This window comes from Paraburkholderia susongensis, from assembly GCF_900177725.1.
GTDB classification, from domain to species: Bacteria; Pseudomonadota; Gammaproteobacteria; order Burkholderiales; family Burkholderiaceae; genus Paraburkholderia; species Paraburkholderia susongensis.
Window position 1 is genome coordinate 12,314 of sequence record NZ_FXAT01000017.1, and the last position, 21,231, is coordinate 33,544.

16 protein-coding genes are annotated in these 21,231 nt (G+C 66.2%); 9 read left to right on the forward strand and 7 right to left on the reverse strand.

Going from position 1 to position 21,231, the window contains the following annotated elements; genetic code table 11:
* Window positions 1–57: 57 nt before the first annotated feature.
* From trpA to purF, 6 genes are all read left to right on the forward strand, one after another.
* Window positions 58–870 (forward strand): tryptophan synthase subunit alpha, encoded by an 813-nt coding sequence (trpA, locus tag B9Z01_RS31170; protein ID WP_085489401.1) that lies wholly within the window; start codon window positions 58–60, stop codon window positions 868–870.
* A 77-nt stretch (window positions 871–947) separates the two neighbouring features.
* The gene (gene accD, locus B9Z01_RS31175; RefSeq protein ID WP_085489402.1) at window positions 948–1,820 is read left to right on the forward strand and encodes an acetyl-CoA carboxylase, carboxyltransferase subunit beta; all 873 of its coding nucleotides are present in this window, start codon (window positions 948–950) and stop codon (window positions 1,818–1,820) included.
* Window positions 1,821–2,160: 340 nt separating this feature from the next.
* The gene (gene folC, locus B9Z01_RS31180; protein ID WP_085489403.1) at window positions 2,161–3,471 is read left to right on the forward strand and encodes a bifunctional tetrahydrofolate synthase/dihydrofolate synthase; all 1,311 of its coding nucleotides are present in this window, start codon (window positions 2,161–2,163) and stop codon (window positions 3,469–3,471) included.
* Between the two features lie 29 nt (window positions 3,472–3,500).
* Complete coding sequence (locus B9Z01_RS31185; protein ID WP_085489404.1) at window positions 3,501–4,385, forward strand: SPOR domain-containing protein; 885 nt, start codon at window positions 3,501–3,503, stop codon at window positions 4,383–4,385.
* 7 nt (window positions 4,386–4,392) lie between these two features.
* The gene (locus tag B9Z01_RS31190; RefSeq protein ID WP_085489405.1) at window positions 4,393–4,944 is read left to right on the forward strand and encodes a CvpA family protein; all 552 of its coding nucleotides are present in this window, start codon (window positions 4,393–4,395) and stop codon (window positions 4,942–4,944) included.
* A 69-nt stretch (window positions 4,945–5,013) separates the two neighbouring features.
* Window positions 5,014–6,564, forward strand: a complete 1,551-nt coding sequence (purF, locus tag B9Z01_RS31195; protein WP_085489406.1) for an amidophosphoribosyltransferase — start codon at window positions 5,014–5,016, stop codon at window positions 6,562–6,564.
* Between the two features lie 119 nt (window positions 6,565–6,683).
* Here the strand turns inward: purF and B9Z01_RS35760 are convergent, their stop codons facing one another.
* Entirely contained in the window at window positions 6,684–6,821 is a 138-nt protein-coding gene (locus tag B9Z01_RS35760) for a hypothetical protein (RefSeq protein ID WP_167387597.1), read from the reverse strand.
* Here B9Z01_RS35760 and B9Z01_RS31200 point away from each other — a divergent pair.
* On the forward strand, window positions 6,820–8,016 hold the full coding sequence (locus B9Z01_RS31200) for an O-succinylhomoserine sulfhydrylase (protein WP_085489512.1): 1,197 nt from the start codon (window positions 6,820–6,822) through the stop codon (window positions 8,014–8,016). The two genes, B9Z01_RS35760 and B9Z01_RS31200, sit on opposite strands and share 2 nt — an antisense overlap.
* Before the next feature lie 90 nt (window positions 8,017–8,106).
* Here the strand turns inward: B9Z01_RS31200 and B9Z01_RS31205 are convergent, their stop codons facing one another.
* Window positions 8,107–8,886: an AraC family transcriptional regulator gene (locus tag B9Z01_RS31205; RefSeq protein ID WP_085489407.1), complete on the reverse strand. Its 780-nt coding sequence runs from the start codon at window positions 8,884–8,886 to the stop codon at window positions 8,107–8,109.
* A 28-nt stretch (window positions 8,887–8,914) separates the two neighbouring features.
* The gene (locus B9Z01_RS31210; protein ID WP_085489408.1) at window positions 8,915–9,256 is read right to left on the reverse strand and encodes an FKBP-type peptidyl-prolyl cis-trans isomerase; all 342 of its coding nucleotides are present in this window, start codon (window positions 9,254–9,256) and stop codon (window positions 8,915–8,917) included.
* A gap of 204 nt (window positions 9,257–9,460) precedes the next feature.
* Between B9Z01_RS31210 and B9Z01_RS31215 the strand changes: the two genes are divergently transcribed.
* Together B9Z01_RS31215 and B9Z01_RS31220 are read left to right on the forward strand one after the other, a co-directional pair.
* Window positions 9,461–10,270, forward strand: coding sequence for a sensor histidine kinase (locus B9Z01_RS31215; RefSeq protein ID WP_085489409.1), 810 nt, complete (start codon window positions 9,461–9,463; stop codon window positions 10,268–10,270).
* 162 nt (window positions 10,271–10,432) lie between these two features.
* Complete coding sequence (locus B9Z01_RS31220) at window positions 10,433–11,776, forward strand: hemolysin family protein (RefSeq protein WP_085489410.1); 1,344 nt, start codon at window positions 10,433–10,435, stop codon at window positions 11,774–11,776.
* Window positions 11,777–11,797: 21 nt separating this feature from the next.
* On the opposite strand, the gene treY is transcribed toward B9Z01_RS31220, so the two are convergent.
* The 4 genes from treY to glgX form a co-directional block, all read right to left on the reverse strand.
* The gene (gene treY / locus B9Z01_RS31225; RefSeq protein WP_085489411.1) at window positions 11,798–14,704 is read right to left on the reverse strand and encodes a malto-oligosyltrehalose synthase; all 2,907 of its coding nucleotides are present in this window, start codon (window positions 14,702–14,704) and stop codon (window positions 11,798–11,800) included.
* A complete protein-coding gene (gene malQ, locus B9Z01_RS31230) occupies window positions 14,701–16,947 on the reverse strand; it encodes a 4-alpha-glucanotransferase (protein WP_085489412.1) in 2,247 nt (748 codons plus the stop codon). Before malQ ends, treY begins: the two co-directional genes overlap by 4 nt.
* On the reverse strand, window positions 16,944–18,860 hold the full coding sequence (treZ, locus tag B9Z01_RS31235; RefSeq protein ID WP_085489413.1) for a malto-oligosyltrehalose trehalohydrolase: 1,917 nt from the start codon (window positions 18,858–18,860) through the stop codon (window positions 16,944–16,946). The genes malQ and treZ overlap by 4 nt, the downstream gene beginning before the upstream one ends.
* A gap of 90 nt (window positions 18,861–18,950) precedes the next feature.
* Window positions 18,951–21,200 (reverse strand): glycogen debranching protein GlgX, encoded by a 2,250-nt coding sequence (gene glgX / locus B9Z01_RS31240; RefSeq protein WP_085489414.1) that lies wholly within the window; start codon window positions 21,198–21,200, stop codon window positions 18,951–18,953.
* Window positions 21,201–21,231 lie beyond the last annotated feature (31 nt).

Here is a 21,231-nt window from a genome sequence, read left to right on the forward strand (position 1 = left end):
CGCGCTGTAAAAAGCGCTCCAGCGAGCACGCAGTAGCCCTAATCCGAGAATATTTCCATGTCCCGTATCAAGAACACGTTTGCCGCGCTGTCCGCCCAAGGTAAGAAGGGCTTGATCCCGTTCATGACGGCCGGCGATCCGGACCCGGCCCGCACGGTCGAATTCATGCACGCGCTCGCCGCTGGCGGCGCGGATGTGATCGAACTCGGCGTGCCGTTTTCCGACCCGATGGCCGACGGCCCGGTGATCCAGCAATCGTCCGAGCGCGCGTTGGCGCGTGGCATGTCGCTGCGCCACGTGCTTGCCGACGTCAAGCGCTTCCGCGAAACCGACGACAAGACGCCGGTCGTGCTGATGGGCTACGCGAATCCGATCGAGCGCATGGGCGCCGAAGCCTTCGCGAAAGCCGCGAAGGAAGCCGGTGTCGACGGCGTGCTGGTGGTCGATTATCCGCCGGAAGAGTGCGCAAGCTTCGCCGAACAGATGCGATCTGCCGGCATCGATCCGATATTTCTGCTTGCGCCGACCTCGACCGACGAGCGTATCGCCGCAGTCGGCTGGATCGCCAGCGGCTACGTCTACTATGTGTCGCTGAAAGGGGTGACCGGAGCGGCAAATCTGGACGTTTCCAGCATCGCGAGTAAAATCCCGGCCATCAAGTCGCGCGTCCCCCTGCCGGTGGGCGTCGGTTTCGGCATTCGTGACGCGCAAACGGCGCGCGCGGTGGCCGGTGTGGCCGACGCCGTCGTGATCGGCAGCCGTATCGTCCAATTGCTCGAACAGGCAGCGCCCGACACCGCTGCCGAGACGCTTACGCGTTTCGTCGCCGAAGTGCGCGAAGCGCTCGATAGCGCCGCGATTGCCCGATAACAGTTATTTTTGTCGCTGTAACGTGAGCGGCGGGTGTGCCCCGCCGTTCGCGCAACCGTGACCCAGAAGGATTTCCTATGAGCTGGCTCGACAAGCTGCTGCCGCCGAAAATCAAACAAACCGACCCGAAGAGCCGCAAGGGAATTCCGGAAGGCCTGTGGATCAAGTGCCCTTCGTGCGAAGCCGTGCTGTATCGCAACGACGTCGAGGCCAACCTGCATGTTTGCCCGAAGTGCGACCATCACATGCGCATCGGCGCGCGTGAGCGGCTCGACGGCCTGCTCGATCCGGAAGGCCGCTACGAAATCGGCCAGGAAATCGTTCCGGTCGACGCGCTGAAGTTCAAGGACAGCCGCAAGTACCCCGATCGCCTGAAAGAGGCGATGGACGAAACCGACGAAACCGACGCGATGGTCGTGATGGGCGGCGCAATTCACACGCTGCCGGTCGTGGTTGCGAACTTCGAGTTCTCGTTCATGGGCGGCTCGATGGGTTCGGTCGTCGGCGAGCGTTTTGCGCGCGGCGCACAGAACGCGCTCGAACAGAAAGTACCATTCATCTGCTTTACCGCTTCGGGCGGCGCGCGGATGCAGGAAAGCCTGCTCTCGCTGATGCAGATGGCGAAAACCACGGCGATGCTCACGAAGCTCGCCGAAGCCAAGCTGCCGTTCATCTCCGTGCTGACCGATCCGACGATGGGCGGTGTGTCCGCGAGTTTCGCGTTCCTCGGCGACGTCGTGATCGCGGAGCCGAAGGCGCTGATCGGTTTTGCCGGCCCGCGCGTGATCGAGCAGACCGTGCGCGAAAAGCTGCCGGAAGGCTTCCAGCGCGCCGAGTTCTTGTTGCAGAAGGGCGCGATCGACATGATCGTCGACCGTCGCAAGCTGCGCGAAGAGATTGCCCAGTTGCTGGCGCTGTTGAGCCACCAGCCGGCGGACGCAGTCGCGTAAAGCCGGCCGTACCGCACGCAATACGGCAATTTGCAGCCGCGTCGCCGTTCAGAATGCGTAGCGGGGCCCCAAACAGGCAGTCAAGAGGCAGTCAAAAATAGCGCGCCGCGTGAGCAATCAAGCGGCGCGCTGTCATTTCCGGGATAATCACGGTCTCTTGTGGATGTGGCGGCAATTGGCCGAAGCTGATGCGCCAGCGCACGGTTTTGTGAGGCTTTGTGCGCATAAACCGCACGGCGCCCGACCGCCCGACGCCCATGCGCAACACTGCCGGCAACGCCGTCCGTAGCACCGTCTGACCGAATCACCGCAAATCAGCGCTCCACTCACGACTCACCCGATGACGACATTCCCCACCCTCGACGCGTGGCTCACGCACCTTGAATCCGCGCATCCGGTCGGCATCGACATGGGTTTGAGCCGTATCTCCAAAGTGCGTGACGCAATGCAGCTGTCGTTCGCCTGCCCGATCATCACGGTCGGCGGCACGAACGGCAAGGGCTCGACCTGCGCGATTCTCGAAGCGATCCTGCTGCGCGCGGGCTATACGGTCGGCTGTCACACGTCGCCGCATCTGCTGTCGTTCAACGAGCGGGCGCGAATCAATGGCGCAATGGCGAGCGACGCGGATCTGCTGCCGCACTTCGAAGCCGTCGAAGCCGCGCGTCTGAGCCTCGCCGAGCCGGTCACGCTGACCTACTTCGAATTCACGACGCTGGCGATCATGAGTCTGTTCGCCTCGCGCGGGCTCGACGCGGTGATTTTCGAAGTCGGCCTGGGCGGCCGTCTCGACGCGGTCAATATCCTCGACACGGACTGCGCGATCATCACCAGCATCGACCTCGATCACACCGATTATCTCGGCGATACCCGCGAGAAAATCGGGTTCGAAAAAGCCGGCATTTTCCGTCCGGGCAAGCCGGCAATCTGCGCGGACCCAGTGCCGCCGCAATCGCTGATCGATCACGCGGAGAAGATCGGCGCCGAACTGTGGCTATTCGGCCGCGATTTCCGTTACGAGGGCCAGGCGGGCAGCGAGCGTCAGCAATGGAGCTACGTCGGTCCGACCCTGCGGCGCTCGGCGCTGGCCTATCCGTCGCTGCGTGGCGCGAATCAGTTGATCAACACGTCGGCGGCGCTGGCGGGTCTCGAAGCATTGCGCGACCGCTTGCCGGTGTCGGCGCAGGATATCCGGCTCGGCATCGCGAACGTTGACTTGCCGGGGCGCTTCCAGGTGCTGCCCGGCAAGCCGTCCGTCGTGCTCGATGTCGGCCACAATCCGCATGCGGCCGCGGTACTCGCACAAAACCTCGGCAACATGGGCTTTTTCCCGTACACGTACGCGGTGTTCGGCGCGATGCGCGACAAGGACATCGCCGGACTGGTGAATCACCTGAAAGGCGAGATCGACCACTGGTGCGTGACCGATCTGCCGACCCCGCGGGCGGCGTCGGCGCAGGAGCTCGAAACCGCGTTGCGCGAGCAGGGCGTGGACGATAGCGCCGATAGCAGCGTGACGCGCTACGCGACACCAGCAGAGGCTTTCCAGGACGCGCTAAAACGTGCGTCAGAGAATGATAGAATCGTGGTTTTCGGCAGTTTCTATACGGTAGCGGGCGTTATGTCCTACCGCAAATCGCAGCAACACTGAGCGGGCGCCAGGCTCGAACCAAGCGATTCATGGGAATTTTCTCGTTCGGCAAGAAAGACGACGCGCCCAGCCGGCGCGGCGCAAACACCAGTTCCAATCGGGCCGCCCGGGGTGAGCGCGTCGAGCGGCGCACCCGCCGCACGGAGCGCACCGTCGATGCCGATGCAATGCTGCTCGACCCCACGCTGCCGGAAAAGCAGCGTGCGCGTCGCCGGCTCGTCGGCGCGATCGCGCTGGTCGTCGCGGCGGTGATCGTGCTGCCGATGGTGCTCGACTCGCACCCGAAGCCCGTCACGGACGACATCTCCATCGACATTCCGAGCCGCCCCGTGCCGAAGCTCGCCAGGTCCTCCGCCAACGACGACGTGCAAGCCGGTGTTGCCCCGGATAATCCGCCCGCCGCCGACGCAGGGCTCGCCGCTTCCAGCCTTGCGCCGGCAACGACGGCAGCAGCACCGGCCACCACCACGAAGCCGGCGCAGTCGACTGCCGCGAAACAGGACACGAACGCCACGGCCGCAGCGCGGCCCGCCGCGAAGCCGCAGGCTCCGGCGCTCGCCGCCAATGCCGCACCGGCGAAGCAAGCCAAGGCACCGGCAACCTCGAACGACGCCGACACGAACACCACCGCCAGCACCGACGCGAATTCCGCCACGCCGGCGTCGCCGCCGGGTAGCCGTTTCGCGCTCCAGCTCGGCGCCTTCGCGAACGATGCGAACGCGCGCAGTTGGGCCACGAAGTTGAAAGCGGCCGGAGTACCCGCATATACCGAACATCGTAAGCAGGCAGACGGCTCGACACTGACGCTGTTGCGCGCCGGCCCATTCGCCGACCGCGCCGCGGCCACCGCCGCGATCGCGAAGGTTCGCGAGGCTGGCCTCGTGTCGGGCTCGAGCAGCGGTGCCGCTCAGTAAACCAGCGATGTTCACTGCCTTCGACTACGCTGTAATGGCGGTGATCGGGTTGTCGGCGCTGCGTGGTGCGTGGCGTGGCTTCCTGGCGGAAGTGTTTGGACTGATCGGTTGGGTCGCGGCGTTTTTCCTGGCCTGCGAGTTCGTGGGCTACGTGGTCCCGTATATCCCGTCCAACTGGCCGGGCGGCGCGTTGACCCAATGGCTGCTGGCTTTCTCGCTCGTGGTGATCGGCGTGGTGCTGGTCACGAGCGTGGGGAGCGCACTGCTTGGCCGCCTTGTGCAGGTCACGGGCCTCGGTGGCGCGGATCGTTCGCTAGGTTTGATGTTTGGCCTCGTGCGCGGGGCCGTTCTGGTGCTGGTTCTGGTCGCCCTCGCAGGCTTGACTGAACTGCCCAAAGAGGAATTCTGGCGCAACGCGCTGCTTCGTCCGTATGCGGTCGAAGGCGTGCGCGCACTGAAACCGCTGCTTCCCGAGGCGCTCGCCGCTTACGTCCATGTGGACGATCCGGGCGCCCAGAGCAATGCACAACAGGACCCCGGCACACACCGGCTGCCTTGACGTCGTCGCGCGTACGCCGTCGCAGGCACCGGCCGCCATCACGAATTTCGTACCTTTGAAGGACATGCCATGTGCGGCATCGTAGGCGTAGTTTCCCATTCTCCGGTCAACCAGCTCATCTATGACAGCCTGCTGCTCCTGCAGCATCGCGGTCAGGACGCCGCCGGCATCGCAACCGCGAACGGCAGCAATTTCCACATGCACAAGGCCAACGGCATGGTGCGCGACGTGTTCCGCACGCGCAACATGCGCAGCCTGCCCGGCACGACCGGCATCGGCCAGGTTCGTTATCCGACAGCCGGTTCGGCGTCGAGCGAAGAGGAAGCCCAGCCGTTCTACGTGAACGCGCCGTTCGGCATCATCCTCGCGCACAACGGCAATCTGACGAACTGGCAGCAGCTGAAAGACGAGATGTTCCGCATCGATCGGCGCCACGTGAACACCAATTCCGACACCGAAGTGCTGCTCAACGTGCTCGCGCACGAACTGCAGCTGTCGAGCTCGGGCCTGCAGCTCGATCCGGCCGCACTGTTCAAGGCAGTCTCGGGCGTGCATCGCCGGGTGCGCGGCTCGTACGCGATCGTCTCGCTGATCGCCGGCTACGGCCTGCTCGGTTTCCGCGACCCGTTCGGCATCCGTCCGCTGTGTATCGGCAAGCAGGAAACGGCTCAGGGCGTCGAGTGGATGCTGGCGTCGGAATCGGTGGCGATCGAGGGCATTGGCTTCGAATTCGTGCGCGACGTCGCGCCGGGCGAGGCGATTTTCATCGACCCCGACGGCCAGCTGCATTCGCAGCAGTGCGCGACGTCCCCGAGCCTGAACCCCTGCATCTTCGAACTCGTGTATCTCGCGCGTCCTGACTCGGTGCTCGACGGCGTGCCGGTCTACAACGTGCGTTTGCGCATGGGCGACTATCTCGCCGAGAAGATCAGGCGCGAGTTACCCGACGTCGCGATCGACGTCGTGATGCCGATTCCCGACTCGTCCCGTCCGGCCGCGATGCAGGTCGCGAAGAAGCTCGGCATCGAGTATCGCGAGGGCTTCTTCAAGAACCGCTACGTGGGCCGCACCTTCATCATGCCGGGCCAGGCGGTGCGCAAGAAGTCGGTGCGCCAGAAGCTCAACGCGATGAACATCGAGTTCAAGGGCAAGAACGTGCTGATCGTCGACGACTCGATCGTGCGCGGCACCACCTCGCATGAAATCGTGCAGATGGCGCGCGATGCGGGCGCGAACAAGGTGATTTTCGCGTCGGCGGCGCCGCCCGTGAAATTCCCGAACGTCTACGGCATCGACATGCCGACGCGCGGCGAACTCGTCGCTCATGGCCGCACGGACGAGGAAGTCGCGCGCATGATCGGCGCGGATCATCTCGTGTATCAGGACGTCGATGCGCTCAAGCAGGCGGTGCGCGACATCAACCCCGCGTTGAAGGAGTTCGAGGCGTCGTGCTTCGACGGCAACTACGTGACCGGCGACGTGACGACCGAGTACCTCGATCGCATCGAAAGCGCGCGTCTCGCGCCGTCGTCGCAATCGGACCGCGACGACGCGAGCGAAGCGATGGACGGCGGCGGCCCGGCGCGTTCGCAGCTGCACCTGCAACTGTCGGTGGGTTGAGCGCACACCGCGCCGCGAGCGTGTTAACATGGCGGCTTGCGTCGATTTGATCTCAGCTTGCGGACGCGGGGCAACCCGAAACAGCTAAAGCGAAGGGCGGAAAGCCGCAGTCATCCGCCTTAGCTCCAGCCTCCCCGCACATGAAGCCCGCTTATGCCGACGCAAAAGCGGGCTTTTTTGTTGCTGCCGTGCAGCGTCGCGTTCTCTCCGATGCGCACCGCACGCACCCACGGAACCTTGGAAATCAGAACCAACATGGACGACTCCCTGAACTTCGACTTCGACACGCTGGCCGTCCGCTCGGGCACCGCGCGCAGCGACTTCAACGAGCATTCGGAAGCAATTTTCCTGACCTCGAGCTTCGTGTTCGCGAGCGCCGCGGACGCCGCCGAGCGCTTCAAGAACTCCGAAGACTATTTCACGTACTCGCGCTTCACGAACCCGACGGTCTCGATGTTCCAGGACCGCCTGGCCGCGCTCGAAGGCGGCGAGGCTTGCATCGCGACGGCTTCGGGCATGGCCGCGATCATGTCCGTCGTGATGTCGGCGTTGCAGGCGGGCGATCACCTCGTGAGTTCGCAGGCGCTGTTCGGCTCGACGCTCGGCATGTTTTCGCAGATCTTCAGCAAGTTCGGCATTACGACCACGTTCGTCGATCCGGCTGATCTCGACGCATGGAAAAACGCGGTGCGTCCCGAGACGAAGATGTTCTTCCTCGAAACACCGTCGAACCCGCTGACCGAAGTTTCCGACATTGAAGCGATCAGCAAGATCGCGAAAGCGGCGAATGCGGTGTTCGTCGTCGACAACTGTTTCTGCAGCCCGGCGTTGCAGCAGCCGCTGAAGCTCGGCGCGGACGTCGTCATGCATTCGGCGACCAAGTTCCTCGATGGTCAGGGCCGCGTGCTCGGCGGTGCGCTGGTCGGCTCGAAGAAATTCATCATGGAAAAGGTGTTTCCGTTCGTGCGCAGCGCCGGGCCGACGCTCTCCGCGTTCAACGCGTGGGTGCTGCTGAAGGGCATGGAAACGCTGTCGCTGCGCGTCGAGAAGCAATCGGCGAATGCGCTCGAAATCGCGCGCTGGCTCGAAGCGCATCCGGCTGTGAATCGCGTGTTCTATCCGGGGCTCGAATCGCATCCGCAGCATGCGCTGGCGATGCGTCAGCAGAAGTCGGGCGGCGCGATTCTGTCGTTCGAGCTGAAGGGCGATACGCCCGAGCAGATGCGCGCGAATGCATGGCGCGTGATCGACAGCACGAAAATCTGCTCGATCACCGGCAATCTCGGCGACACGCGCACGACGATCACGCATCCGGCCACGACCACGCACGGCCGGATTACGCCGGAAGCGCGTGCGGCGGCGGGTATCAGCGAAGGTCTGATCCGTCTCGCGGTGGGCCTGGAAAACGCGGGCGATATCCGCGCCGATCTGGAGCGTGGGCTGGCGGGTTAAGCGGCGGGGATGTTGCGGCAGGCTGCGAGCCGCAGTAGGCCCGCGACGGCGAAAGCGGGCCGCCTCTCGTTAGGCGGCCCCAACGACCCCTCAGTGCCGCAGCGCCCGCCACTGCCCGGGCGCAAGCCCAAAACGCCGCGTGAACGCGTGCGTATAAGCGCTCTGATCGCCGAAGCCGATCTCCAGCGCGATATCCGTCAACGAAAGACGCGGGTCCGCGAGCAGCGTGATCGACGTGTCGAGCCGCAGCCGTTGTAAATAGCGATGCGGCGTTTCGCCGAACGCGTCGATAAAAAGCTGATGAAAGCGCCGCATGCCGAAGCCGCAATGCGCGGCGAGGTCGGCGATACGCAGCGGTTCGGACAGATGCGCGCGCAGCCAGCGGTCGATGCGCGCGAAATCGAGTCGGGCGCCCTCCGCCTGAGCGCCGGCCAGCGTGCCGGCGTCGGCAACGAGCGCGGCGCCGAGGCGCGCCGCGGCATCCCAATGGAAACGGCGGTTATCGAAGGCGTCACCCTCTGCCCCGCCCGCCGCATGCGCGGCGATCCGATGCACGAGCTGCGCGAGCGACGCATCCACCGTGACGGCCCGCGCGCGCTCGAACAGCCGCTGCGGCACCGCCAGTGACGCGGCCGGCAGATCCAGCACGAGCTGCCGGTTCTCGCCGACACCCGCGTAATCGTGCCGCGCGCCGGCCGGAATCAGCCATGCGGAGCTGGCGTCGATCTGTTGCGCGATGCCGTCCACCGCCATCACCATCGCGCCGTCGAGCCCGAGCACGACCTGATGAAAGTCGTGTACGTCCGACGCCTCGATCGCGCCGTAGCGACGCAACGAAACGCTAGGGGCGGTGACGGCGGCGTGGCTCATGAGCGTATTTCAGCCGTCACGCAGGGCTTCAGACTTCGAGCAGCTCGACTTCGAACACGAGCGTCGCGTTCGGCGGAATCACGCCGCCCGCGCCGCGCACGCCGTAGCCGAGTTGCGGCGGAATGGTCAGCTTGCGCGTGCCGCCGACCTTCATGCCTTGCACGCCTTCGTCCCAGCCCTTGATGACCATGCCGCCGCCCAGCACGAACGCGAACGGGTCGTTGCGGTCCTTGCTCGAATCGAACTTCTGGCCGTCGGTCAGCCAGCCCGTGTAGTGCACGGTCACGGTCTTGCCGGCCACCGCTTCGGCGCCGGCGCCTTCCACGATGTCTTCGTATTTCAGGCCGGATTCGGTCGTTACAGTCGACATGCGTCGCTCCTCAATCAAAACGTAAAACCGACATTGTAGGCGTGTTGAGGCCGCATCGCCGAGTATCACCGAGCATCGCCGGGTATTGAGCGTGGCACGCGGATTGCGCCGCCCCCGGCGGTCCGGCCAGACTGGCCGGACTGGACGGCATGCCTATAATGAGACTTCCTTCCATCACCCAGCATTGCCTGAGAGGGCTCGACCGTGACACCGTCTTCAACCGGGACTGCAGGCGCACAGCCGGCGCCCGCCGGCTTCGTCATCTCCGAACGCAGCGCGCATCTGCGCGCGGAAACCGCGTTGTTCATGCGCGATCATGTGCTGTCGCTGGTGTCGCACGACCTGCGCGGTCCGTTGAATGCGATCCATAGCTGGGCATACGTGCTCGAGCGCAAGCTCGATGCGAACGACCCCAATTCGCAGCGCGCGATCACGGGCATTCGCAGCGGCGTCGATCAGCAGGTCAAGTTGCTCGAGACGATCGTCGATGCGACGCGCGCCGAAACGAAGTCGCTCGCGCTCGCGTATGCGCCGTTTCCGCTGCATCCGCTGCTCGATGAAACCGTCGAGGAAGTCCGCACCGGTTTTGCCCGTGCGCGTGGCGTCGAGATCAGGCTCGACTCGTCGTTCGCTGCCGAGCAGTTGAACGGCGACCGCGAACGGCTTGCCGCCGCGTTGTGGTTGATGCTCACGTTCGCTGTCGAAGCGAGTGCGCCGGACAAGGCAGTCACGCTGGCCGCGCACGTGGACACCGCCACATGGCATGCGAGTGTCGCGTATGAGCCGAACGAAGCCGCGTTGAACGATGCCGCGTTGCCGCACGTGCTCGAAGCGTTTGCGCGCAAGCAGGCAGGCGAGCCGCGCGAAGCGAAGCGCATCGCGTGGGTGTTCGCGCTGTGCAAGCGTGTCGCGGAGGCGCACGGCGGCAGCTTCGAGCAAAGCGATACGGCGGAGGGCGGCAGCACCGCCACGCTCGCACTGCGTGTGCCGTTGAGTGCAACGGCGCCGAAATGAGCGCGACGCGCAGGCGTGCGGTGCGTGCAATGACACACAAGCACGCATAAGCACGCACGAGCACGCACCATCGCGCGCAAGTCCATGCAAACAGGCGCACTCAACTTTTCATTGAGCTTTCACCCTCTATACTGACAACTTTTGTTGCCGGAGCCCTTCGCTTTGATCCAGGTTGTCGCCCTTATCGGTGCATTGTTTCTCGTTGCCCTCAACGGGTTTTTCGTCGCCGCGGAATTCGGTCTGGTGAAACTGCGGCAGACCCGCGTGCAAAGCCTCGCCACGCAGCACGGCATGCGCGGACGCCTGCTCGCGAAGGTGCACGGACAGCTCGACGCCTATTTGTCGGCGTGTCAGCTCGGCATCACGCTCGCATCGCTCGGGCTTGGCTGGATCGGCGAGCCCGCGTTCGCGCAATTGCTGATGCCGCTCTTCAAGGTGCTCGGCGTCGAATCGGAGCAGTTGATCCACGGGATTTCGCTGTTCTTCGCGTTCTCGTGCATTTCGTTCCTGCATATCGTCATCGGCGAACTCGCGCCGAAGTCGCTCGCGATCCGCGAGGCGGAGAAGGTCTCGCTATGGGCGGCGATGCCGCTGTACGGCTTTTACTGGGCGATGTATCCGGCCATCTGGCTGCTCAACACGAGCGCGAACATGGTGCTGAAGGTCGCGGGGCTCGACACCGATCACGGCCACGACTCGCGTTACTCGACCGACGAACTCAAGCTGATCCTGCGCGGCCGCCGCGCGCATGTCGCGAGCGAGCGCGGTTCGCCCGATGGCGCATACAGCCAGGACGAATGGAACACGATCGCGCATTCGCTCGATTTCTCGCGCATGACCGTCTCGGACCTGATGCGGCCGCCGCATGAAATGGTGGGGCTGCGGCGCGATCTGCCGTTGCGCGACAACATGCAGGTGGTCGCACGGCATCGCTTCAGCCGCTATCCGCTGTTCGAGGATGCGTCGGGCGAGCGCGTGGCCGGCATGATCCACCTGAAGGATCTGCTGCTCGCGCGCCAGGCGGGCAGCACGCTCGACGACCTCGGCCGCTACGTGCGTCCGGTCCAATGCGTGAGGCCGGACCTGCCGGCGCTCGAGCTGTTTCGCCGCTTCCGCAAGGGCGCGCCGCATTTTGCGCTGGTCGGCTACAAGCATGCGAAGCCGATCGGTTTCCTCACGCTCGACAATCTGCTCGGCGCGCTGGTCGGGCAGATTCACGACGAATTCCGCCAGGGCGACGCCGACTGGACGCGCATGGACGACGGCACGCTGATGGGCAAGGGCAGCTTGCCGGTGGTGTCGCTGGAGCGCGCACTCGGCATCGATATCGACGAAGGCAAGGCCGAATCGGTGGGCGGGCTCGTGATCCAGGCGCTCAACGATCTGCCTACCGAAGGACAGCGCGTCGAGTTCGAGCACTTCGACGTGGTGGTCAAGAAAATGAAGGGGCCGCGCATCGTGCTCGTGCGCGTGTATCCGAAGATGTTCGACGACGAGGGCGGCTGAGCGCAGCCGTAAACCTCCGCCTCAACTGCGCGGCACGCCATCCTCGACAAGCACCGCCACCGGCATCGCGGCCAGCGCGTCGCGCAGATACAGCAGACCGTTGTCGTCGACCTTCGGCGCGGCGGGACTCAGCCAGTCGAATAGCGCCCGCGCCGACAGATCGGACGGCATCTCGACCGCCGTATCCGCCCAGTGCGCTGGATCGACGAGCGGTAAATCTCCTCGAGCGCCGGGAGCATTGTCAGCCTCACTCGCCGCCTGACCCACCTCACCCGCATCCAGCAACCCCACCGCAAGCCGGCTCGCGACCACCACGGCCCACGCACTGCCAAGCCGCCGCGCAAAAGCAATCACATGCGAGGCCTGCGCGCCCCGCACCGCGAGCGGCAGATACGCGCCCTGACCCAGCAGCTCCGGCAGATGCGCGCGCCCCGCGAGCACGCGCTGGATCACCGCGAGCTTCACGCGTCCATCGCGCCACGTGGAGAGGAATTCCGACGGCGGCGTCTGCGTGAGCCATGCCTCGCGTTTCGCGAAATCGACGGGCCGGCGGTTGTCGGGATCGACGAGGCTGAAGTCCCACAACTCGGTGCCCTGATAAAGATCGGGAATCCCAGGCGATGTGAGGCGCAGCACCGTCTGCTGCAAGCTGTTGAGTACGCCGGCGCGGCCGATGCGCTCGACGAAGGCCGACAGCTCCTTGAGGAATCCATCGCGCCGCTGCGGCGCGAGGATGCCGAACAGGAAGTCGCGGCAGCCCGCTTCGTACGCTTCGTCGGGCGCGAACCAACTGGTTTGCAGCTTCGCTTCGCGCAGCGCCTTCAACTGCCATTGCGCGACGCGCTCGGCCAACTCCCGGACGCCGGCTTCGTCGTCCGCGCGCAACTGGGGCGGCCAGCAGCCCACCAGCGTCTGATACAGCATCGCTTCGGCGGCGGGGCCGGGCGCCCACGCGTCGCTCCTGTCATGGCTCACGCTGCTGATCGGCTTGCCGTCGAGCGCGCGCCGCTGCGGCGCGTTCAATGTCGACCATGCGCGCAGCGTCGCGCTCCAGTCGTCGGCGATCTCGCTTAGCACTGCGAGTCGCGCGCGCACGTCTTCGCCGCGCTTGTGATCGTGCGTGGCCGTGGCGAGCAGCGCATGCGGAAAGCGCTGCGCGCGCTCCAGATTGCCCGCGTGAAACTGCTCGACCGGCAGCGCGAACTCGTCCGGGTCCGAGCCGACTTCGTTGCGCGACAGCAGGCGGCCGTAGCGATAGCACGCGGTGTCCTCGATCGCCTTCGCGGCGAGCGGCGCGCTCAACTGCGAGAACAGCGTCTGCGCGTTGCGCCGCGACGAGCCCGCATGCGCCGGCGGCCCGCCGTTCTGGGCCGGTTGCTGCTGCGCGCCGGGTCGCGCGGGCGGCGCGTCTTCAGCGCTGCCGCCGAGCCACGCATTCACGCGTTCGAGCGCGGCATGGTCCGCGGGCGGCAGCGTCGTGCGCGCGCCGGCCAGCGCCTCGTCGAAATAGACGTTGTCGGCGGCGCTGCGCAGGCCGTTCTGCGGATAGATGCGGTACACCGGGAAATGCACGACCAGTTCGGTCAGCACGCGGCGCAGCGTCGTGAACGTGAAGTCGCGTGTGGTCAGCGAGTCGCGCGCAATGCGGTGCAATGCGCGGGCGGCGCGATCGAGTTCCGCGGCGAGGTTTTCGGCGAGAATCTTGCGCCGCGCGGCAAGCGCTTCGTCGGCGAAATGCGGGCTGCGGCCGGTCAGTTCCGCCCACGTGCGCGCGAGCGGCTCGGCGCCGGCCGGATCATGCAGCAGCGCGCCCACGTCGTTCATGAAGTCGTAGCCGGTCGTGCCGTCGACGGGCCAGTCGTCGCGCAACGGCTCGCCGCGTCCGAGAATCTTTTCAACCACGACGTATGGTGCGGAGTCGCGCAACTCGGTGAGCCGTTGCCGCAAACGCTGGCAGTATTCGCGCGGCTCGGCGAGCCCGTCGATGTGATCGATCCGCAGGCCGTCCACGAGCCCGTCGCGGTACAGACGAAAGATCAGCGCATGCACCGCGTCGAACACCTCGGGCCGCTCCACACGCACGCCCGCGAGCGTCGAGAGGTCGAAGAAGCGCCGCCAGTTCACTTCGTCCGATGCGGCGCGCCACCACGCAAGCCGGAAATGCTGCCGTTCGAGCAGCCGATGCAGCCGGTCGCGCGTGACGGGATCGTCGGGCGCGTACGTCTCCAGCACGAACTCGATCGCGGAGCCGCCGTTCTGCGCGACGAATTCGCGCAGCGCGTCGCGCGCTTCGGCGGCGCGCGGCTGATCGGCGGGCTGCGTCGTGAGTCCCTGAAAGCGATTGGCGAGCGCGCTCAGGTCGGCGCGATCGGCGCTTTGCAGGATCGCCGCGTAATCGATCGGGCTCACCGGAAACGCGTGCGGACCGTAGCCGATGAAGAAGCGCCCGCTGTCGGCCGCGAAACGCAGCGCGATGCGGCCTGCCGCGAGTTCTTCGCCGTAGGACGCGCCGAGCGTCGGCAGCAGCACCTTCCCGCGCAAGGCGGGGTCGGGCGAGTGCCAGTCGACGTCGAAATGGCGTGCATACGCGCTGTGGCGTCCCCATTCGAGAATGTCGAGCCACCACGCGTTGCCCGATCCGTCCACGCCCATATGGTTCGGCACCATGTCGGCGATGAGCCCCATGCCGTGCGCGCGGAGCTTCTCGACGAGGCGCTTCAGGCCCGCCTCGCCGCCGCATTCGGCGCTGACCTCGGTGTAGTCGACGGTGTCGTAGCCGTGCGTCGAGCCAGGCTCCGCTGTCGTGATCGGCGATGCATACAGGTGGCTGATGCCGAGCGCGGCGAAGTATTCGACGTGGCGCGCGGCGTCGTCGAACGTGAAGCCCCGATGGAACTGGAGGCGCAGCGTGGAGCGTGGGACGGTCATGGCGTGTCGGGCTCCGAAGAAGCGTTGGACGAAGGAGCGGAGGGCCGCACTGAAGCCGAAGCCGAAGCCGAAGCGCCGGCGCGGCGCGCGCGGTCGACCGCGAGCAGGCGGTCATTGAACGCAGCGTCGTCGAACATGGCATCGACCGGCAGCGTCATGCGGCGGCGCCAGTTCGGATGCTCGTCGATCGAGCCCGGCAGGTTCGGCTGCTCGACGAGCGCGAGCAGGTCTTCGAGCGGGTACGTGACGAGCGGCCCCGGCGTCGCGGCGACGAACGCGAGCGCTTCGTCGACCGGCGCGCTCTCGGGCGGCGGTGGCGCGACGCCGGGCGCGGCGACGCCGGCTTGCTGGAACGCGCGCCACAACGCGGCGCGGTCGCGCGCGCGTTCTTTCTGCGCGGCCTGCTCGGGATCGCGCCCGTCGGCGCGCGCCATCGTCTGGCCGATCCGGTTGCGCCACGTGATGTCGCTGCCGCGCCACCAGCCGGCCACGGTCGGCAGATCGTGCGTCGTGGTCGTGCCGACCGCGTGGCGATCCCATTCGCGCGGCGCCTTGAAGCCGTTGCCGTCGCGCGCGCTCTCGAACCACAGCACGCGAATTCCGTCGATGCCGTGCTCGCCGAGCCGCTCGCGAAAACCCGGTGGAACGGTGCCGAGATCCTCGCCGATCACGATCGCGCGATGCCGCCACGATTCGAGCGCGATCAGCCGCAGCAGGTCTTCGAGCGGATAGCGCAGATACGCGCCGTTGCGCGCGCTTTCGCCTTCGGGCACGAGCCACAGACGCCGCAAGCCGAGAATGTGATCGATGCGGATGCCGCCGGCCTGCGCGAACGCGGCGCGCAGCATGTCGATGAAGGCGGAGAAGCCCTGCGTGCGCATCGCGCGCGGCGAGAACGTGGTGAGCCCCCACGACTGGCCGGCCTGGTTGAAGAGGTCGGGCGGCGCGCCGACCGACACGCCGCGCAGCATGTCGTCGGGATAGGACCACGCGTGACTGCCGGCGCTGTCGCAGCCCACCGCGAGATCGGCGATCAGGCCGATCGCCATGCCGGCTTCGCGCGCCACGTGCTGCGCATGCGACAGGCCGCGCGCGGCGAGCCATTGCAGGAACAGATGAAAGTCGACTTCATCGCGATGCGCGGCGGCGAATGCTTCGACTTCGGGGCTGCGCGGATCGCGCAACGCCTCGGGCCAGTTGCGCCAGTGCGCGTCGCCGCCTTGCGCGAGCTGCGCGGCCTGTAGCGCTTCGAAGCGCGCGTGATCTTCGAGCGCGCGGCCGGCGCGTTCGCAGAAGCCGTGGAATTCGAGCGCGCGCTGCGTGTGCTGCGCGCGCTCGTGCGCGTTGAACTGTTCGTAAAGCGCGCGCAGTACCTTGAGCTTGAGCGGCGTCGCGTTCGGCCAGTCGATCAGCGGCTCGTCCTCGTAGTTCGACCCGGCGCTGCCTCCATGTTCGGACGAAAGCACGGACGCGAGCGCGGCGCGCATCGCGGCGGCGCCGAACATCGCCGCGGGATCGATATGCGTGACGTTGAGCCATAAACGCGACGACGGCGCATACGGGCTGAAGCGCTCCGGCTGCGCGCTGAACATTGCATGGGTCGGACTCACGGCGAGCGCGTGCGCGCCGCGCTTCGCGCTGTGCTGCGCGAGCTGCGCGAGCGCCGTGTAATCGCCGATGCCGCCGTCGCCGGTACGGCGCAAGCCGTATAGTTGCGCGGCGATGCCCCAGAGCGGCGGCGCGGGCGGCGCGTCCTTGCCCGCACCGTCATGCAGCGTGCGCCACGCATCGGCGACGGTGTAGCTGCGCGGCGGCGCGACCGCGAGCGTCACGTGTTGATCGTTGATGACGAGCGTGTGATAGCCGGGCTCGTCGATCGGCGCGAGCAGCGCTTCCTCGCCCTTCGGCGCCGTGAAGCGGCCGTCGATGATCGAACCGCTTTCGAGTTCGATCCGGTAATGGCTGCCCGATTTGATCGCGGCCGCGGGCAGCGCGATGCCGCGCCCGACCACCGAAGTCATCAGCGGCGGCATCTTGCGGCCCGATAGTTCGGCCTCCAAAGCAGCGGCGCTCTGACGGACCTGGGTGGCGTTGCCGCACGGCAGGCCCATGCGTTCGAGCAGTGTCGCGAGCGTGCTCTCGGGCACGTGCTGTGTCGTGCGATGCGCGTCCTGCCATTCCACCTCGAAACCTGCGCGAGCGGCGAGTGCGGCGATCCTGTCGTTGGGGCGTCGGGTCGTCACGCGTGATGCTCCTGTTGGCCCGCAACGCGCGCATCGTGACCGCTCGCGTATTCGCTGACGTCGCCGGTCAGCCACGCGACGAACGCATGCGCGGGCAGCACGTGGGCGTCGATCCGTTCGGGCACGCGCGGCGGGGTTTCGAAAATCACTTTGCCGTCCGGCACGTGATCGAACCCGACATCGTGCGGCGAGAGATTCAGCGCAAGCGACAGCGTTTCACCGTCGCCGAGTTTCCAGCGCGCGACGAGCGCGTTCGCGTCGCCCCCATCGGCCGCGCGCAGCACGTTCGCGCCGAGCGCCTTGCCGTGCTGCAAACGCGGCGTGATGAGCTTCGCGCGCACCGCGAGCGCGGACTTGTAGAAATGCAGCCAGTCGAGGCGGTCGTGCGCGAGCGTTGCATCGGGCGTTGCATCGGGCGCGGGCGGCGACGATGCCGTGAAGGTCTGCGCGTCGTTCGGATCGGGAATCCGCGCGCGCCGTTTTTCGTCGCTGAACGCGGAGAAGCGCGCGAATTCGCGGCGCCGTCCTTCGCGCACGGCGTCGGCGAGTTCTCCGGTGTAGTCGGTGAAAAACAGGAACGGCTGTTTCGAGCCGTATTCCTCATCCATGAACAGCAGCGGAATCTGCGGCGACAGCAGAAGGAGACCCGTGGCGGCGCGCAGCGCGTCGTCCGAAGTCAGCGTGCGCAAGCGCTCGCCGAGCGCGCGATTGCCGATCTGATCGTGGTTCTGCAGGAACATCACGAAGGATGTGGGCGGCAGATGTCCGCTCGCTTCGCCGCGCGGTGCGCCGTCGTGAATCGGCGACGGGTCGCCCTGATACGCGAAGCCTTCGGATAGCACGCGCGCGAGACGGCGGATCGGCTGGTTTGCATACGCGTGGTAATAGCCTTCGGTTTCGCCGGTCAGCAGCACGTGCAGCGTGTTGTGCGCGTCGTCGTTCCATTGCGCGTCGAAATGCGTGTCGAGCAGGCTCGCGCTGTTGTGCTCGTTTTCGAGCACCAGATGCACGTGGCGGCCATGCTGCACGCGCGCGCGGATATGGTCCGACAATTCGCGCAGCCATTCGTGATTGCCAATCGCATGCACCGCATCGAAACGCAGCCCGTCGACGCGATATTCGTTGATCCAGTACACGGCGTTGTCCGTGAAAAATTCGCTCACTTCGCTGCGCTCGAAATCGATCGCCGGGCCCCACGGCGTCGGCGCGCCTTCGCGGAAAAACTGCCGCGCATACGTGTGCAGATAGTTGCCGTCGGGGCCGAAGTGGTTGTAGACCACGTCGAGAAACACCATCAGGCCGAGACCGTGCGCGGCGTCGATCAACGCCTTCAGGTCTTCGGGGCGGCCGTACGCGGAATCGGGCGCATAGGGCAGCACGCCGTCGTAGCCCCAGTTGCGGCGGCCGGGGAAGTCGTTGAGCGGCATCAGCTCGAGCGCGGTGACGCCGAGCGCGGCGAGCGCCGGCAGGCGCTTCTGCACGCCCGCATAGCCGCCCATTGCACCGACGTGCAATTCGTACAGCACCGTTTCCTCCCAGGGGCGGCCATGCCAGCCGGTGTGCTCCCAGCGATACGCGCGCGGGTCGATCACTTCGCTCGGCCCATGCACGTCCTGCGGCTGGAAACGCGACGCGGGATCGGGCACCGCCTGTCCGCCGTCGAGCCGGAAGCGGTACAGCGTACCCGCGCCGCTTTCCACGGTCGCTTCGAACCAGCCGTTGCCGGCCGGCGTCATGTCGTGCATGCCCTGCGCGGGACCGTTTTCGACGGCCACCTGCACGCTCTTGCACGACGGCGCCCAGAAACGGAAGCGCGTGCGCGGTTTCGCGCCGCCAGCGCCGAGCAGTTGCGCGCTGAACGGCAGGCAATGCGCGTGATGATGCGCATGAGGATCAATCGGACTTTCGGACATGATGCTTCACCATTCGGGAATCTGCTATCGAGCCGCGTTGCAATATCTCTGTCCAACATCTCTGCCGCGCCGGCGACGCTGCCACGCCGTTTACGGCGATGCGCCGTCGTCGAATGCGGAGGCCTCTGCCGCGGCATCCGCATTCGCGCCCGCGCTTGCACCAGGATCAGGCGGCAGCGCGGTCAGCAGCCTTGGCCCGTGCTGCGCGCCGGCTTTCCAGCCCGCCTGCCAGTCCGCGTCGCCCGTCGGCTGCGCCGCCAGCATCACGAGGGCGTGCGCGCCGACTTCGACTTCGGCCGTCGCGAGCCGCTGTGGCGCGCTTTCGGGGGCTGCCGTGTCTAACAGCACATGCCATTCCAGGTGCGGCGGGGGCGGAACGAATTGCCGCGGCTCTTCGTGCGCGTTGAGCATCAGTAACAATACTTCCGTTTCGCCATTCAGGCCCGGACCCGCGCGGCGCAACGTGAACGCGCGGCCCTCGGGGTCCTGCCAGGCTTCGATCGTGAGCGGGTCGCCCTGCTCGTCGAACCAGCCGACATCGAAGAGGCCGGGCAGCACTTCGCGGTCGCCGAACAGAAAACGCGTTTCGCGCAGCAGCGGATGGTGCCTGCGCAACGCGAGCACGCGCGCGACGAATTCGGTCATGCGCCGGCCTTCCGGCGAATCGGCGAGTTCCCAGTCGAGCCATGATATTTCGTTGTCCTGGCAATACGCGTTGTTGTTGCCGCGCTGCGTGCGCAGCGCTTCGTCGCCGGCGAGCAGCATCGGCGTGCCGAGCGCGACCAGCAGCGTCGCGATCAGCGAGCGCGCGACGCGCCGGCGCGTCGCGAGAATCGCGGGGTCGTCGCTCGGGCCTTCCACGCCCCAGTTGCGGCTGCAATTCTCGTTGTGGCCGTCGTTGTTGTCTTCCTGATTTACCTCGTTGTGCTTCTGCTCGTAAGCGGTGACGTCGGCCAACGTAAAGCCGTCGTGTGACGTGACGAAGTTGATCGACGCCCACGGCTTGCGGTGCCGCCGGTTGAACAGATCGGCCGAGCCGGTGAGCCGCGCGGCGAGATCGGGCCGCAGGCCCGCGTCGCCGCGCCAGAAGCGTCGCACGGTGTCGCGAAAGCGGTCGTTCCATTCGCTGAAGCCCGGCGGATGATTGCCGAGCTGATAGCCGCCGGGGCCGATGTCCCACGGCTCGGAAATCAGCTTGCGCTGCGACAGGATCGGGTCCTGGCGCAGCGCGTCGAAGAGGCCCGCGCCCGGATCGAAGCCGTGGCTTTCGCGCCCGAGCGTCACGCCGAGATCGAAGCGAAAGCCGTCGATGTTGAACGCAGTCGACCAGTAGCGCAGCGAATCCATCACCATCTGCATCACGCGCGGATGCGCCAGGTTCAGCGTGTTGCCGCAGCCGGTGTCGTTGATATGGTGGCGCTCGTCGCCGGGAATCAGCCGGTAGTAGCTTGCGTTGTCGAGCCCGCGCCACGAGACCGTCGGTCCCATTTCGTTGCTTTCGCAGGTGTGGTTGTAGACCACGTCGAGAATCACCTCGATGCCGGCCGCGTGCAACTGCCGCACCGCGATGCGCATTTCGTCGAGCCGGTGCGTGCTCAGATACGACGGATCGGGCGCGAAGAACGCGGCGGTGTTGTAGCCCCAGTAGTTGCGCAGGCCGCGCTCGACGAGAAAGCGGTCGTTCAGGAACGCGTGCACGGGCAACAGTTCGACCGCGGTCACGCCGAGCTTCAGCAGATGCTCGATGAACTCCGGCGACGCGAGCGCGGCGAACGTGCCGCGTTCGTGCTGGCGCTGGTTGGGGCGCAGCATCGACGCGCCGCGCACGTGCGTCTCGTAGATCACGGTCTCGCCCCACGGCACGTTCGGGTGCCTGTCGTGTGACCAGTCGAACGCCTCGTCGATCACGACGCACTTCGGCATTGCGGGCGCCGAATCGCGCCGGTCGATCGACAGGTCCGCGCGATTCGAATGCACGCGATAGCCGAACAGCGCGTCGGACCAGCGAAACTGCCCGACGAGCTTGCGCGCATACGGATCGAGCAGCAGCTTGTGCGGATTGAAGCGCTGCCCGAATTGCGGCTGATACGGCCCATGCGCGCGAAAGCCGTAAGCGGTGCCCGGATGCGCGTTCGGCAGATAGCCGTGCCAGACTTCGTCGGTGCATTCGGGCAGTTCGAAGCGGCGCAGTTCCTTGCGGCCGGTGGGATCGAACAGGCAAAGCTCGATTTTCTGCGCGTTCGCCGAGAACACCGCGAAGTTGACGCCGAGACCGTCCCAGCTCGCACCGAGCGGATACGGCGTGCCGGGCAGCAGCCGGTCGGGCATTGCATGCGACATGATTCCCCTTTCCTGTTCTGATTTATGAGCG